General features: G+C 73.2%; 16 protein-coding genes. 9 read left to right on the forward strand and 7 right to left on the reverse strand.

Going from position 1 to position 16,100, the window contains the following annotated elements; all coding sequences use genetic code 11:
* The first annotated feature begins 127 nt into the window (after positions 1–127).
* The 5 genes from EES43_RS07615 (at position 128) to EES43_RS07635 (ending at position 5,583) form a co-directional block, all read left to right on the forward strand.
* Positions 128–1,654 (forward strand): MFS transporter, encoded by a 1,527-nt coding sequence (locus EES43_RS07615; protein ID WP_124268013.1) that lies wholly within the window; start codon positions 128–130, stop codon positions 1,652–1,654.
* 212 nt (positions 1,655–1,866) lie between these two features.
* A complete protein-coding gene (locus EES43_RS07620; RefSeq protein ID WP_241192623.1) occupies positions 1,867–2,454 on the forward strand; it encodes a class I SAM-dependent methyltransferase in 588 nt (195 codons plus the stop codon).
* A gap of 21 nt (positions 2,455–2,475) precedes the next feature.
* Positions 2,476–3,432 (forward strand): N-acetylmuramoyl-L-alanine amidase, encoded by a 957-nt coding sequence (locus EES43_RS07625; RefSeq protein WP_124268015.1) that lies wholly within the window; start codon positions 2,476–2,478, stop codon positions 3,430–3,432.
* Between the two features lie 180 nt (positions 3,433–3,612).
* Positions 3,613–4,461 carry a DUF5336 domain-containing protein gene (locus EES43_RS07630; RefSeq protein WP_124268016.1) on the forward strand — a complete coding sequence of 283 codons (849 nt, stop codon included), beginning with the start codon at positions 3,613–3,615 and terminating at the stop codon, positions 4,459–4,461.
* Positions 4,462–4,572: 111 nt separating this feature from the next.
* On the forward strand, positions 4,573–5,583 hold the full coding sequence (locus tag EES43_RS07635) for an LLM class F420-dependent oxidoreductase (RefSeq protein WP_124268017.1): 1,011 nt from the start codon (positions 4,573–4,575) through the stop codon (positions 5,581–5,583).
* Between the two features lie 65 nt (positions 5,584–5,648).
* Here EES43_RS07635 and EES43_RS07640 read toward each other — a convergent pair whose 3' ends face one another.
* Entirely contained in the window at positions 5,649–6,428 is a 780-nt protein-coding gene (locus EES43_RS07640; protein ID WP_124268018.1) for a maleylpyruvate isomerase family mycothiol-dependent enzyme, read from the reverse strand.
* 185 nt (positions 6,429–6,613) lie between these two features.
* Here EES43_RS07640 and EES43_RS07645 point away from each other — a divergent pair, with 185 nt between their 5' ends.
* Entirely contained in the window at positions 6,614–6,907 is a 294-nt protein-coding gene (locus EES43_RS07645; RefSeq protein ID WP_124268019.1) for a hypothetical protein, read from the forward strand.
* Positions 6,908–6,935: 28 nt separating this feature from the next.
* Here the strand turns inward: EES43_RS07645 and EES43_RS07650 are convergent, their stop codons facing one another.
* From EES43_RS07650 to EES43_RS07660, 3 genes are read right to left on the reverse strand one after another with little or no spacing between them, the layout of a single operon-like run.
* The gene (locus tag EES43_RS07650) at positions 6,936–8,009 is read right to left on the reverse strand and encodes a prenyltransferase/squalene oxidase repeat-containing protein (protein ID WP_124268020.1); all 1,074 of its coding nucleotides are present in this window, start codon (positions 8,007–8,009) and stop codon (positions 6,936–6,938) included.
* A complete protein-coding gene (locus EES43_RS07655) occupies positions 8,006–8,737 on the reverse strand; it encodes a class I SAM-dependent methyltransferase (RefSeq protein WP_124268021.1) in 732 nt (243 codons plus the stop codon). The genes EES43_RS07650 and EES43_RS07655 overlap by 4 nt, the downstream gene beginning before the upstream one ends.
* Positions 8,738–8,789: 52 nt before the next feature.
* Positions 8,790–10,103 carry a glycosyltransferase family 4 protein gene (locus tag EES43_RS07660; protein ID WP_124268022.1) on the reverse strand — a complete coding sequence of 438 codons (1,314 nt, stop codon included), beginning with the start codon at positions 10,101–10,103 and terminating at the stop codon, positions 8,790–8,792.
* A gap of 231 nt (positions 10,104–10,334) precedes the next feature.
* Here EES43_RS07660 and EES43_RS07665 point away from each other — a divergent pair, with 231 nt between their 5' ends.
* Positions 10,335–10,946, forward strand: coding sequence for a TetR family transcriptional regulator (locus EES43_RS07665; protein ID WP_124268023.1), 612 nt, complete (start codon positions 10,335–10,337; stop codon positions 10,944–10,946).
* A 144-nt stretch (positions 10,947–11,090) separates the two neighbouring features.
* Here EES43_RS07665 and EES43_RS07670 read toward each other — a convergent pair whose 3' ends face one another.
* The 3 genes from EES43_RS07670 to EES43_RS07680 form a co-directional block, all read right to left on the reverse strand.
* Positions 11,091–11,723, reverse strand: coding sequence for a 4'-phosphopantetheinyl transferase family protein (locus EES43_RS07670; protein WP_124268024.1), 633 nt, complete (start codon positions 11,721–11,723; stop codon positions 11,091–11,093).
* 10 nt (positions 11,724–11,733) lie between these two features.
* Complete coding sequence (locus tag EES43_RS07675; RefSeq protein WP_124268025.1) at positions 11,734–11,985, reverse strand: acyl carrier protein; 252 nt, start codon at positions 11,983–11,985, stop codon at positions 11,734–11,736.
* A gap of 120 nt (positions 11,986–12,105) precedes the next feature.
* A complete protein-coding gene (locus EES43_RS07680; RefSeq protein ID WP_124268026.1) occupies positions 12,106–12,963 on the reverse strand; it encodes a class-II aminoacyl-tRNA synthetase family protein in 858 nt (285 codons plus the stop codon).
* A gap of 547 nt (positions 12,964–13,510) precedes the next feature.
* Here EES43_RS07680 and EES43_RS07685 point away from each other — a divergent pair.
* Together EES43_RS07685 and EES43_RS07690 are read left to right on the forward strand one after the other, a co-directional pair.
* Entirely contained in the window at positions 13,511–14,599 is a 1,089-nt protein-coding gene (locus tag EES43_RS07685; protein ID WP_124268027.1) for a phytanoyl-CoA dioxygenase family protein, read from the forward strand.
* Positions 14,581–15,891, forward strand: a complete 1,311-nt coding sequence (locus tag EES43_RS07690; protein ID WP_124268028.1) for a DUF6271 family protein — start codon at positions 14,581–14,583, stop codon at positions 15,889–15,891. Before EES43_RS07685 ends, EES43_RS07690 begins: the two co-directional genes overlap by 19 nt.
* The last annotated feature ends 209 nt before the right edge of the window (positions 15,892–16,100 follow it).

Consider the following 16,100-nt stretch of genomic DNA (forward strand, 5'->3'; position numbering starts at 1 on the left):
GGACGAGGAACGGACGAGGCGGTCCGGCCGCCGGGCCGCGCCCGGAATACGGCGTCCGGCAGAAACGTTCACGATGCACACACTTGGGGGGAGCCCGGGTGGTCGACACTGCCCGGAGGCCGCACGCATGCATCGGACACGAGACGCCCAGCAGTCCGGAGGACTTCCCCGTCCGAGCGGCGACCGGCCCGGCCCCGTCGTGCCCGTCCTGGCCTTCGCCGGGATCACCGTCGCCGTCATGCAGACCCTGCTCGTCCCCGTCATCAAGGACCTCCCGGTACTGCTGGACACGGACCCGGCCGACGCCACCTGGGTGATGACGGCCACCCTCCTCGCCGGAGCGGTCGCGACGCCGATCATGGGCCGGCTCGGCGACCTGTACGGCAAGCGCCGGATGCTGCTGCTGTCCCTCGCGGTCATGGTGGTCGGCTCGCTGGTCTGCGCGTCCACCGACGAGCTCGTCGTGATGATCGCGGGCCGCGCGCTCCAGGGCTTCGCCATGGGCGCCATCCCGCTCGGCATCGGCATCATGCGGGACGAACTGCCGCGCGAACGGCTCGGATCGGCCATGGCGCTGATGAGCTCCTCGATCGGCGTCGGCGGCGGACTGGCGCTGCCCGCCGCCGCCCTGGTCGCCCAGCACACCGACTGGCACGCGCTCTTCCTCGGGTCGGCGGGCCTCGGCGCGGTGGCCATGGCGCTCACTCTCGCGTTCGTGCCCGAACCGCCGCTGCGCGCGCCCGGCCGCTTCGACCACGTCGGCGCCCTCGGCCTCTCCGCGGGCCTGGTCCTCCTGCTGCTGCCCGTCACCAAGGGCGGCGACTGGGGCTGGACCTCGCCCACCACGCTCGGGCTGCTGGCCGCCTCGCTCGCCCTGCTGGTCCTGTGGGGGCTCTTCGAACTGCGTGCCCCGGCCCCGCTGGTCGACCTGCGCACCACGGCCCGGCGCGAGGTGCTGCTGACCAACCTCGCCTCGATCATGGTCGGGGTGGCGTTCTACGCGGTCTCGCTGGTCCTGCCGCAACTGCTCCAACTGCCCGCCTCCACCGGCTACGGCCTCGGGCAGTCGATGGTCGTCGCGGGACTGTGCGTGGCGCCGCTCGGCCTGACGATGATGTTCGTGGCCCCGCTGTACGCGCGGATATCCGCCCGCCGCGGCCCGAAGGTCTCGCTGCTGATCGGCATGGCGGTCATCGCGGCCGGGTACCTGGCCGGGCTCGGCCTGATGAACGCCGCCTGGCAGACCGTGCTGATCGCGGTGGTGCTCGGCGCGGGGATCGGGCTCGCCTACTCCTCGCTGCCCGCCCTGATCACCGGGGCGGTCGACCCCTCGGAGACCGGCGCGGCGAACGGCCTCAACACCCTGATGCGGTCGCTCGGGACGTCGGTGTCCAGCGCGGTCATCGGCATGGTGCTGGCCGACACCTCGGTACGCGCCGGTTCGGTGGAACTGCCCTCCATGGAGGGCTTCCGGATCTCCTTCCTGATCGCCGCCGGGGCGGTGCTGGTCGGCATGGTGCTGGCCGCGTTCCTGCCCGCGCACCGCCCGTCCGCGCACCCGGTGCCGCTCGCGAGCGGCACGGACGGGGCCGCCGCCTCCGCTGGAGCCTCCCCGCTCGCGCCGGCCGGCGGAACCGGGGCACGGCCGCGGTGACCGTGCCGCGCCGCCCCCGCGGATCACGGCCGCCGGGGCGTACGGCAGCATGGGGCGCCGTCGGACAGCCGACCGCCGCCTGCCGGATACCCGACGGCCGGTCGGACACCCCAACCACCTGGAGGAACGCCGTGACCGCCGAGCCCGCCGAGCCCGCCGTCGCCGGGCCCACGCCGGAGATCCTCGCCGCGTTCGAGGCCGCCAAGGGCTTCATGCCGGTCCACGAGGGGCTGGCGCTGTACGCCGCCGCCGAGGAGGCCGCCGGACTCGGGCTGCCGCTGCTGGAGGTGGGGACGTACTGCGGCCGGTCCACCATCCTGCTCGCCGCCGCCGCCCGCGCGGCCGGGGTGAGCGCCCTGACCGTGGACCACCACCGGGGCAGCGAGGAGCAGCAACCGGGCTGGGAGTACCACGACCCGGGCGTGGTGGACCCCGAGATCGGACTCATGGACACGCTGCCGTCCTTCCGCCGCACCCTGCACCGGGCCGGACTGGAGGAGCACGTGGTGGCGATCGTCGGCCGCTCCCCGCAGGTCGCCGCCGTGTGGAGCGGCCGGCTGGGGCTCGTCTTCGTCGACGGCGGACACACCGACGAGCACGCGGGCGCGGACTACGACGGCTGGGCCCCGCACCTCGCCGAGGGCGGGCTGCTGGTGATCCACGACGTCTTCCCCGACCCGGCGGACGGCGGGCAGGCCCCGTACCGGATCTACCGCCGCGCGCTGGCCTCCGGGGCGTTCACGGAGGTGTCCGCGACCGACTCGCTGCGCGTCCTGCGGCGTACCGGGACCGGGAGCTGAGCGCCCGGATAGCATCGCCGCGTGCCGTACGACGACAGCGTTCCCCCCACCCGCCGTGCCCGTCGCCCGCTCGTGGCCGCCGCACTGGCCGCCGCCTGTCTTCTGAGCGCCGCCGGCTGCGGCGGCGGCCCGGACGGCGGTGAGGCGGCGACCGCCTCGCCCCGGCCGGTGGGCGGCGCCCCGGCCCCGCCCACGCCCTCCTCCTCTTCCTCCGCCGCGCCGCCCGCCTCCTCCCCGGCCCCGCCGTCCGGCGCTGCCTCCGGCCCGGCGGAGCCCACGGCCGCCGGGAAGCCGCCGGTCCGGGGCCCGTTGACGGGCCGCACCGTGGTGATCGACCCGGGCCACAATCCGCGCAACCGCGACCACACCCGGGAGATCGCCCGCCAGGTCGACATCGGCACCGGCCGCAAGGAGTGCGACACGACCGGCACCTCCACCGACGCCGGCTACGCGGAGGCCCGCTTCACCCTGGACGTGTCGCACCGGCTGCGGGCCCTGCTGGAGGCGCGCGGCGCGCGGGTCCTGCTGACCCAGGACGACGACCGGCCGTTCGGGCCGTGCGTGGACGAGCGGGCCCGGATCGGCAACGCGGCGAAGGCCGACGCGGTGGTCTCGGTGCACGCCGACGGTTCCGCCGTGGGCAACCGGGGCTTCCACGTGATCCTGCCCGCCCGGGTGAAGGGCGGGGCCGCGGACACCGCGGGAATCGTGGAGAGTTCGACGGATCTCGGGACGCGCATCGCCGGACACTTCGTCCGGAGCACCGGAAGTGCTCCCTCCAATTACATCGGCGGCAATACCGGACTCGACACCCGGAATGATCTCGGCGGACTGAATCTCTCGAGGGTCCCCAAGGTCTTCGTCGAATGCGGCAATATGCGTGACCCGCAGGACGCCGCGCTGCTCACCAGCGCGAGTTGGCGGCAGAAGGCCGCGCACGGTCTGGCCGAAGGCATCAGCAGCTTCCTGAAGGGGTAGTTCTGCGGTGGTATCGGGGAGATGGCCGCCCGGGATCCGTTCCACAGCCCCGACCCGACCGGGCAGACGATAGATTCATCCGTACGATGGGGAGCCGCCCCCGAGCCTCATGCCGTACCCGCCGCACCACCGGCGGCAGCGACGAACACCCCGACGAGACGACCCACTAAGGACCTTCACGTGAATATCCGCTCCCTCACTCGAGGCGACGGCGTGGTGATCGGAGCAGCGGCCGTGCTGTTCATCGCCTCTTTCCTCGACCTCTCCGGCGACTGCACCGGTGCGAACTGCACCGGCTACGAAAGCCCGAGCGCCTGGGACTCGCTCTCGGTGCTGATGAGCATCTTCCTCGCCGGGGTCATCGGCGCGGCGCTCGTGATCGTCAGCCGCGCGACGCCGGGCCGCAAGGTCGCCGGTCTGGACATCGGTCAGTTCGGGGCGGCGTTCACCGTCTTCGCGCTGTGGACGGCGTTCTGGACGACCATCGACACCGGCAACGCCGGCGCGGGCCTCATCCTCGGGCTGCTGGCGACGATCGTGCTCGCCGCGGGCATCATCGCCGGACCGCTCGTCCCGGCCCTGAAGGCCCCGCTCACCGGTGCGCCGCGCCCGCAGCAGGGCGCACCGTCGCCGTACGGCGCGCAGCCGAGTCCGGGCTACGGCTACCCGGCCGGTCAGGGCAGCCAGGGTTACGGCTACCCGGGCGGCCCGCAGGGCCAGGCGCAGCCGTACGGCGCGCAGCCCGGACCGCAGGGGCAGACGGACCCGGCGCAGGCCGCGCAGACGCAGCAGGCTCCGCAGGCCGCCCAGGGCGGCGGCGCTCCGGCGGGCGACTTCACCCCGTTCTGGTTCGCCGTGCCGGTGGCCCGTCCGCTGTACGGCGAGGACGGCGCGCCGAACCCGATCGCCGAGCTGGCGCCGGGCACCTGGTACCTCGCGGTCGAGCAGCGCGGCCAGAGCCTCGTCACCCAGACCCAGGACGGCCGCCGCGGCGTCCTCCAGGACACCACGGGCATCCAGCGCGGCTGATCCCCGCGCCCGCCCCTCGGCCCCTCGCCCTTCCGGGCGGGGGGCCGTTGTCGTACAGTCCGTTCCGCACCACCGCCTGACGCATCGTCACCTAGGGCCGGAGGCAACGGAATGCGGCTCGGACTCGCTCTCGGATACTGGGGCCGCGGCCCGAACCCGGGGCATCTCGCCCTGGCGCAGGAGGCCGAGCGGCTCGGCTACGCGTCGGTGTGGACGGCGGAGTCCTGGGGCTCGGACGCCTTCACCCCGCTGACCTGGATCGCCGCTCACACCTCGCGGATCCTGCTGGGCACCGGCATCGCCCAGATGGCGGCCCGCACCCCCACCGCGACGGCGATGCACGCACTCACCCTGGACCACCTCTCGGGCGGCCGGATGCTGCTCGGCCTGGGGCTGTCCGGGCCGCAGGTGGTGGAGGGCTGGTACGGGCGGCCGTTCCCGAGGAGCCCGCTGACCGCGACCCGCGAGTACGTCGAGGTGATCCGGCAGGTGCTGGCGCGGCAGGCTCCGGTCACGCTCGCAGGGCGCTTCCACTCCCTTCCGTACGACGGACCGGACGGCACGGGCCTCGGCAAGCCGCTGAAGCCGATCACGCACCCGCTGCGGTCCTCACTGCCCGTGCTGCTGGGGGCGGAGGGGCCGAAGAACATCGCGCAGACGACCCGGATCGCGGACGGCTGGCTGCCGCTGTACTGGTCGCCGGAGCGCACGGACGTGTACGAGGCGTCGCTGACGGACCTGCGGAACGGGTTCATGATCGCGCCGATGGCTCGCGCGCAGGTCTGCGACGACGTGGCCGAGGGGCTGCTGCCGGTGAAGGCCATGCTCGGCTTCTACATCGGCGGGATGGGCCACGCGGCCCGCAACTTCCACGCGGACCTGATGGCGCGGATGGGCTATGAGAAGGAGGCCCGGCGGATCCAGGAGCTGTTCCTCCAGGGCCGCAGGGCGGAGGCGGTGCACGCGGTGCCCGACGCGTTCGCCGACGAGATCTCGCTGGTGGGCCCGCGCGAGCGCATCGCGGACCGGCTGGCGGCCTGGCGCGCGGGCCCGGTGACGGATCTGCTGGTCACCGCACCGGACCCGCACACGCTGCGGGTCCTGGCGGAGCTGAACGGCTGAGCCGACCGTCGGGACGCGATCCACCACATATGACGTTACGTCACATACTTTCGTAGTATACCGATTCAGCCGAACGACGAGCGAGCCAGCCAGAAGTCCAGCAGCTCCGCGTCGCCCAGCACCTCGACCCGCTCGCTCGTGGGGAGCAGCCGGCGGTTCATGACGAGCATCAGGTCGGTGAGCGGAGCGCGCAGGGCGACGGTCGCCTTCTCGTGGGTCCGGCGCCAGGTGAAGCGGTCCTCGCCGAGCTCGATCAGCCACTCGGCGTCCGGCACGTCCGTGGCGTGCAGGTGCAAGGTCCTTCCGCCGCCGCGCAGTTCGGCCGCCTCCGGGTCGCCGTTCTCCTGGGCGAAGGAGACGATCCGCAGCCACTCCTCGACGGTGTCGGCCGCCACCTCGGGAGCGACCGCGTACGGGGCCCCGGCGGTGAGCGCCGCGTCCGCGCGGTGCACCACCGTCTCGTGGGTCACGCGGCGCGCCCAGAAGGCGGTCCGCCGCTGCCATGACCACGTCCACACCCCGGTGTCCGGACCGGCCTCCCGCAGCGCGGCGACGACGGCCGACGCGCCCTCGGCGAGCCAGGCGTCCAGCGCGGCGGGGCCGTCCTCGGCGGGTCCGGCGCCCCCCGGCACCCGGTCCTCGGGGACGTCGTCCTGGGCCCGGGTGCGGACGATCTCGCCCACCCAGCGGTGGGCGCCGCCGAGGTGCACGGCGAGTTCGCGCAGGGTCCAGTCGGGGCAGGTGGGGACGGTCGCGGTGAGATCGGCTCCGTCCAGGTGAGCCCGCAGGGCGTCGGTCTGGGTCAGGATCTCGTCGCAGTAGCGGCCGTACGTCAGGAGCGTCATGCGGGCAACCTAGTGGGTGGCGCGCGGGTGGTTCACCCGGATATCCGTGGCGGACGGGACCGCAGGCGGATCACGGTGGGTGACGGCTCCCGCACTCCGGCCCGGACGCGCCCGCACCCGTACGGGCCGCATCCGGTACCGCCATTCGGGGGTTTCACCCTGCGTAAAGCGGCAACCAGGAATCCATGTCTCCCAGAACAGGCTCAGGAAGCAGTACAGCGGCACGGATCATCGCCGTCGTGGCCGACATCATGGCCTTCATCATCATTCTCTGGATTCTGATGTACCTGCTCGACGCCAACCGGGGCAACGACCTGGTCCAGTGGGTCCATGACGCCGCCGGCTGGCTGGCCGGCTGGTCCTACGACTTGTTCACGTTCGACGAGGCGTGGGCGCGGGTCGTCGCCGGTTACGGTCTGGCGGCCGTGGTCTACCTCTTCATCGGGCACGCCGTGGCGGGCCGGATGCGTCGCCGCTGAACCGGCCCCGCCCCGGGGCGGGTTCGGCTCAGCGGCAGCAGTCCGGCTCCAGGCCGACCGGCAGCCGCTCGCCGCCGAAGACCGCGGTGGTCGCCTCGTCCCCGCCGAGCGCGGCCACCGCGAGCAGCAGGGAGCCCGCCGTCCAGGTGGTCAGCTCCTCCGGCCAGAAGGCGCGGTGGCCGTCGAAGACGTATCCCGTCCAGTACAGCCCGCCCTCGGCGCGCAGGTGCTGGACGGACTGGAGGATCTCCAGCGCCCGGTCCGACTCGCCCGTCACCCAGAGGGCCAGGGCCAGTTCGCAGCTCTCGCCGCCGGTGACCCAGGGGTTGGGCAGGACGCAGCGGACGCCGAGGCCGGGCACCACGAAGCGGTCCCAGCCCTCCTGGATCCGGTCGGTCGCCTCGGCTCCCGTCACCGCGCCGCCGAGGACCGGGTAGTACCAGTCCATCGAGTAGTGCTTCTTGTCGAGGAAGCGCTCGGGGTGGCTGCGGATCGCGTGGGCCAGCGCACCGGTCGCCAACTCCCAGTCGGGCTGCGGCTCTTCACGTTGTTCCGCGATGGCCAGCGCGCAGCGCAGCGCCTGGTGGACGGAGGAGGAGCCGGTCAGCAGCGCGTCGTTCACGGGCGTGCCGTCGGCCTCCCGCTTCCAGCCGATCTGGCCGCCGGGCTGCTGGAGTCCGAGGACGAACTCGATCGCGGCGTAGACGGTGGGCCACATCCGGTCGACGAACGCGTCGTCGCCGGTGGCCAGGTAGTGGTGCCACACGCCGACGGCCACGTACGCGCAGAAGTTGCTCTCGCGACTGCGGTCGGTGGGCCGGCCGGGGTCGCCGTCGTGGTAGGCGGCGTACCAGGAGCCGTCCGGGTTCTGGTGGCGGGCCAGCCACTCGTAGGCGCGCTCGGCGGCGTCGTGCTCGCCTGCCGCGTCCAGCGCCATCGCCGCCTCGGTGTGGTCCCACGGGTCGAGGTGGTGGCCGCGGAACCAGGGCAGCGCACCGTCCTCGCGCTGCACGGCGGCCAGCGCGGCGACGGTCTCCGCGGCCTCGGCGGCGGTGAGGACCCCGGGCAGGACGAGGTGTTCGGTCTGTTCGGGAGTGCTCACGCCTCGGCCTTCGGAAGGTGCGGCTTGGTGGCGTACGCGACGAAGCTCTTGCCGACGACCGGGTTGAGCAGTTGCTCGGCGACCCGGGTGGCCAGCGGCTTCTTCATGATGTCCCACACGAGCAGCTTGTGGTAGGCGCGCACCGGCAGCGCCTTGTCGTTGTCGACGCCGAACGCGCACTTCAGCCACCAGTACGGCGCGTGCAGCGCGTGGGCGTGGTGGGTGCCGTACGGCTTGAGCCCGGCCTCGCGGATGCGGGCGAGCAACTGGTCGGCCTTGTATATGCGGATGTGACCGCCCTCGACCTCGTGGTACGCGTCGGAGAGGGCCCAGCACACCTTCTCCGGGCCGTAGCGCGGGACGGTGACGGCGATCCGGCCGCCCGGCTTGAGCACCCGCACCATCTCGGCCAGGACGCCCTTGTCGTCCGGGATGTGCTCCATGACCTCGGAGATGATCACGACGTCGAAGGATTCGTCGGGGAACGGCAGGTTGAGCGCGTCGCCCTCCATCGCGGTGGCGGTAGCGCCCTCGGGCGCCTCCCCGGCCTCCTTCATGGCGGCGAACCACGTGGCGACCTCGCGGATCTCCTCGCCGTTCTGGTCGAGGGCGACGACCTGCGCACCGCGCCGGTAACACTCGAAGGCGTGCCGGCCGGCACCGCAGCCCAGATCGAGCACTCGGTCGCCGGGGGCGAGCGGGAAGCGGGTGAAGTCGACGGTCAGCACGAGGGCCTGCCTTCGAGGTCGGAGGGACGGGGTGCGGTAAGCGGGGTCGCGGTCACCTGCGGGCTCCGCGGGCGGCGATCGCCTGACGGTACAGCTCGGCCGTTCCGGCGGCGGCCCTGGCCCAGGTGAAATGCGCCAGCACCCGCTCGCGGCCCGCCGCGCCGAGCCGGGCGCGAAGCTCCGGGTCGGCCAGCAGCCGGGAGAGGGCCCCGGCCAGCGCGTCGGGGTCGCCGGGCGGCACGGCGAGGCAGGTGACGCCGTCTCGGCCGGAGACCTCGGGGATCGCGCCGCCGGTGGTCGCGACGAGCGGGGTGCCGGTGGCCATGGCCTCGGCGGCGGGCAGCGAGAACCCCTCGTACAGCGAGGGCACGCAGGCGATCTGCGCGCCGCGCACGAGGTCGACGAGTTCGGCGTCGCTGATGCCCTTGACGAACTCGACGGCGTCCGCGAGGCCGTGGCGCTCGATGGCACGGGCCACCGGCCCGTCCTCGGCTCGTCTGCCGACGACGACGAGGTGGGCGGCGGGGTTCTCGGTGCGGAGCTTGGCCAGCGCCTCGACGAGGTGGACCAGGCCCTTGAGCGGCACGTCGGCGCTGGAGGTGGTGACGATGCGGCCGGGCACCTCGGCGACGGACGGATCGGGCGACCAGAGGTCGGTGTCGGCGCCGATGTGGACCACCTCGACGCGCTCGGGGCGCACCCCGAGGTCTTCGACGATCTCCGCCTTGGAGGAGCCGGAGACGGTGAGGACGGTCTCCAGCCTGCGGGCGACGCGCTTCTGCATCCGGGTGAAGGCGTACCAGCGGCGCACCGAGGCGCGTCGGCGGCGGGTGGCGGCAGCGGCCAGGTCGAGCCTGCGGTCCACGGTTATGGGGTGGTGGATCGTGGTCACGAGCGGGGCCCCGAGGTCGCCGAGGAGCCCGTAGCCGAGGGTCTGGTTGTCGTGCACGACGTCGAACTCGCCGCGCCGGGCCAGGAGATGGCGGCGGGCGCGGAGGCTGAAGGTGAGCGGTTCGGGGAAGCCGCCGGTCCACATGGTGGCGACCTCGGCGAGGTCGATCCAGTCCCGGTACTCGCCGCGCTTCGGGGTGCGGAAGGGGTCGGGCTGCCGGTAGAGGTCGAGGCTGGGCAGTTCGGTGAGCGGAACGCCCTCGTCGAGCACCGGATAGGGCTGGGCGCCTATCACCTCGACGCTGTGGCCGAGGCGGGCGAGCTCGCGGCCGAGATGGCGTACGTAGACGCCCTGGCCGCCGCAGAACGGATTGCCCTTGTAGGTGAGGAGTGCGATGCGCAGCGGCCCGTCACCGACCCCGGCCGAACGTCCGTCGCCCGTGCGGGGGCCTGTCTCCACGGCCTCAGCGGTCACACTCGGCCCCCTTCTGACTGCGTTTTCGCCGGAGCGTAACCGGTCGCGCTAATCTAGAACAAGTTTCAGACTCGATCGTTCGACGTGCATCGAATCTACCGGCAGGTAGCGTCGGTGTGACGGCCGGATCAGGTGATTCGCGCCACGACGGACGCCCTGGCATGCTGTGCGCGCCCGGACGCCCGCTCGCCCGCCCCCGGGTGTGGACGGAAAGCCATGAAGGGGGACAGCATGACCGCCGACGCCAGACCGGCAGCGCCTCCGCTGACGGAGCGCCAGGAGGCCCGCCGCCGCCGCATCCTGCACGCCAGCGCCCAGCTCGCCAGCCGGGGAGGGTTCGAGGCGGTGCAGATGCGGGAGGTGGCCGAGGCCGCGGGGGTCGCGCTCGGCACCCTCTACCGCTACTTCCCTTCCAAGGTCCACCTGTTGGTCGCCACCATGCAGGACCAGCTCCAGCACATGCACGGCACGCTGCGCAAACGCCCGCCGGCCGGCGAGGACGCGGCGCAGCGGGTGGCGGAGACCCTGATGCGGGCGTTCCGCGCCCTCCAGCGCGAGCCGCACCTGGCGGACGCCATGGTCCGGGCGCTGACCTTCGCGGACCGCAGCGTGAGCCCCGAGGTGGACACGGTCTCCCGGCTCACGACGGCGATCATCCTGGACGCGATGGGGTCGGAGCATCCGACGCCGGAGCAGCTTTCGGCGGTCCGCGTCATCGAGCACACCTGGCACTCGGCGCTGATCACCTGGCTGTCGGGCCGCGCCTCGATCGCCCAGGTGAAGATCGACATCGAGACGGTCTGCCGCCTGATCGACCTGACGGCACTACCGGCGCGGAGTTGAGCTGAGGGGCGGCGAGGGCGCGGGCGCGGAGACGTGCGAGGTGGACGTGCTGGATTGAGCCTGCGGGCGTGGGCTGCGGCGGGAGATGGGCGCGGCACGCACGAGAAGCACGCGGTGGGAGGGGCACGCGGTCGGGAAGGGCGCTCACCTCGCCGTACAGGAGGGGAACGGGACCGGCAGCGCCTCGCCGGCCACGGCCGCCACGGCCCCGCGCCGGCGGTCCGTCCACTCCGTCAGCCGTACGTCGTCGCGGCCCGCCTTGAGCAGCGCCTCCCGGCGGACCCACAGCCGCAGCAGCGCCGGGCCGGGGTCCGGCCGGGCGCGGGCGGACCGCACATCGGCCTCGGGCAGCAGCCGCAGCAGCACCGGCAGCGGTCCGGGCCGGCGCGTCGAGGGCTCCACGTCGACGCCGACCGGGCCGAGCCCGACCGCCGCCGCGACCAGGCCGTCGGCGTGGCTGAGGGCGGCCCCCACGCCGGGGAGGTCCGGCAGATACGGGCGGCCGTGGCCCTCCCGCCCGCACCCGGGACAGGACTGGGCCGGCGAGGTCTCCCGCAGGGGCCGCCCGGTGAACCGGGCGGCGCACAGCCGCAGCAGCAGGCGGGCCGCCACCACGTCGTCGCGGCGGCCCGGCAGCCGGATCCGTGCCAGCCTGCGCGTCTCCCAGGCGGCGAGGAGGCTTTCGTCCAGCTCCGGGTGCGCCAGCACCTCCGCCGTGGTCGCCACCACCGCCACGCCCGTACGGCGCGCTCCGCCCGGCGCCGGGGGACGCGTCACGGGCGCGCGCTCACCCGGCGGCGCGCACGGCGGGGCCGGAGGCGCCGAGGAATCGGTCCCGGACGCGTTCGAGCGTGCGGAAGTCGTCGATGGTGACCTCCTGGAGGTCGATGGCGCTGCCCGAGACGCCTTCCAGAAGGTCGATGAACTCCAGGAAGTCCATCGAATCGATGAGACGGGCCTCGATGAGGTCCTCGTCCTCGCCGATCGGGCCGTCGAGGCCGGGATTCTTCTCGTGAAGCCACGCTACGACACGTTCCATGGGCGGGGCGCTCCTCAACTCTTCCGGGGACGGCCGGCGGGTCCGGGGTCCGGTCCGGGGACTTCGGGGATCGTGGGGAGCCGGCGGGGCCGAGGGCCCGTGCGGCGCGGCTCCGGCGGGTCAGCGGGAGACGGACCGGAGTCTGTCCAGGGCGAGTTCGGCGGTGCCGTGGGCGAGGATCATCGCGTGGACCCAGCGCTCCACGCCGAAGGCGACGCAGGAGCTGTGGGCGGGTCCGTGGGAACCGGCGCGGATACCGAGCCGCTCCCCGAAGAAGTTGCGGTGCCGGTTGACCGAGGCGATGGCGGTCCCGTCGGGGGCGCTGAACTCGAACTTGACCGGATCCAGCGCCATCAGCCGGGCCCGCGAGCCCCCGTTGTCGTAGAACGGGTCGTCCGCCGCTGCCCGGGTCAGCACCAGCCCCAGCGAACCGGCCACCTCCTGGACGAACTCCCCGCCCCGCTCCTGGTGTTCGACCGCCCCGTCCCGGGTGCCGAGGTAGAGCACCTCCCGCATGTGGAATCCCCACAGCCGCCGCAGACCGTCGTAGTGGGTCTCGTTGCGGAAGCACCTCCCGGTGGCGGAGAGCCGCAGCCCGTCCTCGCCGACGTCCTGGCCCTCCAGGGAGAGCAGCAGGCCGTAGCAGGTCGCGGACGGCAGCAGATGGCCGGTCGGCCGCAATGGGAGCTCTCCGGGCGATCCGCCGGACGCCAGCCCGCCGAGCGCGTCCGAGCCGAACCGCCCGGCCGGCACGCCGAGATGGGGGAAGTTGCGGAAGAAGTCGAGCCGCGCCAGTCCCTCCACGCCCAGCAGCGGCGGCCCCACGACCTCGGGCGCGGAGAGCCGCGCCGCCAGACCGGTCAGCAGGTCGTCCAGGCCGCGTAACAGGGCCGTGCGGACCGGGTCCAGCGTGATCAGCCCGGGGCCGGGGCTCTTCAGGTCGACGCCCGGCAGAACCGTGGCGCTGAGTGCGTTCATGAGACCGCGTCCCTCTCGGCGGATGGGCCGGCCATCGGGATGCCGACCGTGCGTACGGACGAAATCGCCGAGGATCCGGCGGACTTGGGCAGGGTCGCCATGGACCGGGGCGCGGGGACGGCGAGGCGCGGAGCCTCGTCACGAACCCGGCCGCGGTTCTGGACATTAGGCCCGCCCATCACCTGTTGTCTAGACCAAAGATGTCGAACAGTGCGCGTCGAACAGGAGGCGCTTCGGGAGACGATGGTTCCCAAATCCACATACCGGAGCGGCACTTGACAGCCGCATCGGTCTGGACCAATCCTGCTGACCGACGTGGTCACCGCTCCTCCCCCACGGCACCGCCCTCCGTCCGCGCTGCCCGCGGCCGGCCGCGCGCCGGCGGGCCGCCACGCTCACCGGCAGAGGAGATCACCGGCAGAGGAGAAGAGTCCGCCTCCACCGCCCTCCACCCAGCGGCCGATGACGGTCGACAGCCCGTCGACCGCCCGGACACGCGTACCCGCAGACACCGACGAACAGCTCAGCCGGACCGCTCGGAGGACCCATGACGACACCCGCCCCGCGACGCCGGCCCCTGCTGCACCGGGCCGCCTCGGACATCCCGTACTTCAGCGCCGACGGCGAGTCCTACCTCGCGCAGACGACCCTGCGGGAACTCGGCAAGTCCCGGCCGCTGCGCGTGCTGTCCGAGGAGGACTTCGCCCACTGGCAGACCTTCGGCTACGTCGTCGTCCGCGAGGCCGTCCCGGCCGAGGCGGCCCGGCGGCTGCTCGACTTCACCTGGGACTTCCAGGGCCTGGACCCCGACCGGCCGGAGAGCTGGTACGAGGACCGTCCGCTGCGCTCCGAGCTGGACCGGCAACTGCACGTCTACGGCTTCGTGGAGGCCTACCACCACCAGCTCCTCTGGGACAGCCGCCAGGCCCAGCGCGTGTACGACGCCTTCGTCGACGTCTGGGACTGCGAGGAGCTGTGGGTGACCCTGGACCGGCTCAACCTCAACCCGCCCAACGTCCGCAACCGCGACCGCGCCCTGATCGAGCCCACCGACCGGGGCTTCGACATCGAGCTGCACTGGGACATCGACACCACGCTCGGCGTCCCGCCGCAGCGGGTGCAGGGCATCATCGCGCTCAACGACACCCGTCCTGAGACGGGCGGGTTCCAGTGCTGCCCGGAGCTGTTCCGGCGGTTCGAGCAGTGGAAGACCGGCGAGAGCGCCGACCGGGATCCGCTGCGCCCGGTCGTCGACCGGGACGAGTTCCCGGTGGTCCGGCCGGAGTTGCACCCCGGCGACCTGCTGATCTGGAACGGCCTCCTCGCCCACGGCGTCGCGCGCAACGCCTCCGAGAACGGGGTGAGGGCCGTTCAGTACCTGTCGATGATGCCCGCGCTGGAGGAGCACCAGCGGCTGCGGCAGTCCCGCGTGGACTCCTGGCGGCACCTGCGCACCCCGCGCTGGAACCGCACCCTGGTCGGCGACCCGGTGCTGCCCGAGTCCGAGCGCTACCCCACGGCCGACCTGAACGGCCTCGGCAGCCGGCTGCTGGGGCTCGCCTCCTGGCGGGAGCACCGCGAGGACACCGCGACCGGCGCGCGGAGCGGGGAGCCGTCGTGCGCCGCGTCTGCCTGACCCTTCCCACCCACCGGGCCTGCGCCGCCACCATCGCGGCGGTCGGCGGGGAAGCGGCTTGGGGAGCACGGGAGTTCGGCGTCGAGGTGCATCTGCTCGTCCTGGACTCCTCCGCCGCGCCGGTGCTCGCCGAGCACCGGGCGGCGGTGGCCGCCCTGCCTCCGTCGCCGGGCGTGGTCGTCCACCACCTCGACGAGAGCGAGCAGCGGCGCTTCCTGCGGGAGGTGATCAACCGGTCGGGGGTCGCCGCGCCGGACCGGGTACTGGACCTCATGCTGCCCTCGCGCGTGTCCTACGGCGCCTGCACCAACCGGGCGTTCCTGATCGCGGAGGCCCTCGGGTGCGCGTCCGTCCACCGCCGGGACTCCGACAGCAGCTACCAGATCCTGGACGGCGAGCCGGTCCACCCCTTCCACCACGAACTCGGCTCGCTGGGACGGCGGGCCGCCGACGTCCGGCCGCTGGTGACCCGGAGCAGGCTCGATCCGGCGTCCGAGGACCGGCCGGTGGCGTTGGTGGGCGGCTCCTTCACGGGCGCGATGTCGGTGGACGTCTCGGATATCCGCCGTCTCGATCCGGACGTGTTCCACGAGGTGGTCGGCCTGTCGGTCCCCGCCGGATATCCGGAGGTGTGGCGCGGGCATCTGATCGAGGAGTCCTTCCGCGGCTCGGGGACCAGCCCGTTCACCGGTGACCGCACCACGCTCTGCGCCGTCAGCCCGACGCGCGTGGACATGTGCAACATCGGGCTCGACCGGAGCGTGTACGGCCGGATTCCCCTGCCGCCCGCCACGGACACCATCGGCAGCGACTACTTCCTGATCCACCTCGCCCACGACGCGGCGCTGCCGGGGGTCCTGCACAACCGCGACATCGTCAACTTCCATACGGAGGAACGCCGTTCCGATACCGGATTCCTCGCCTACCAGCTGCGCTTCGCGAAGTTCCTGCTGTCGAGACACCACCTCGACTCCGTGCACGCCGCGACGGCGGCGGCCGGGGCGTCGCTCCTGGACGCGGAGGGCCGCGTCCGGGCCGGTGCCGTCGCCGGGTTCGTCAGGGACAGCACGCGGATCGACCGCGCGGAGAACGCCCGACGGCTCGACGTCCTCGACCGCTGCTACCGCACGCTGGGCGACCGCTACCCGGCCGTCGCGGACGCCCTCGCCGCCCGGCGCGGGCGGCTCCTCGACGAGGCCCGGGACGACATGGCCGCCTTCGCGTTCCTGATCGACGGCTGGGAGGCGTTGAGCGACGCGAGCGCGAGCGCGGGACTCGTCACGGCCCTGTGAAAGCCTACGGAAAGCCCTCCATGAGCAGATCTCCCCAGAACCAGAACCAGAACCAGAGCCAGACCCAGAGCCAGAGCCAGGGTCGGAGCCAGACCCAGGGACAAGCCCGGGACCGGGCCCGGCCCCACTCCCCCGGCCGGAGCCGCGCCGCGGGTCCTCGGCCCGGCGGGCCGGAGGCCGCGCGCCCGAAGCCCCCGCGGACCATCGAC

The sequence above is a fragment of the Streptomyces sp. ADI96-02 genome (assembly GCF_003846185.1).
Classification (GTDB): domain Bacteria; phylum Actinomycetota; class Actinomycetes; order Streptomycetales; family Streptomycetaceae; genus Streptomyces.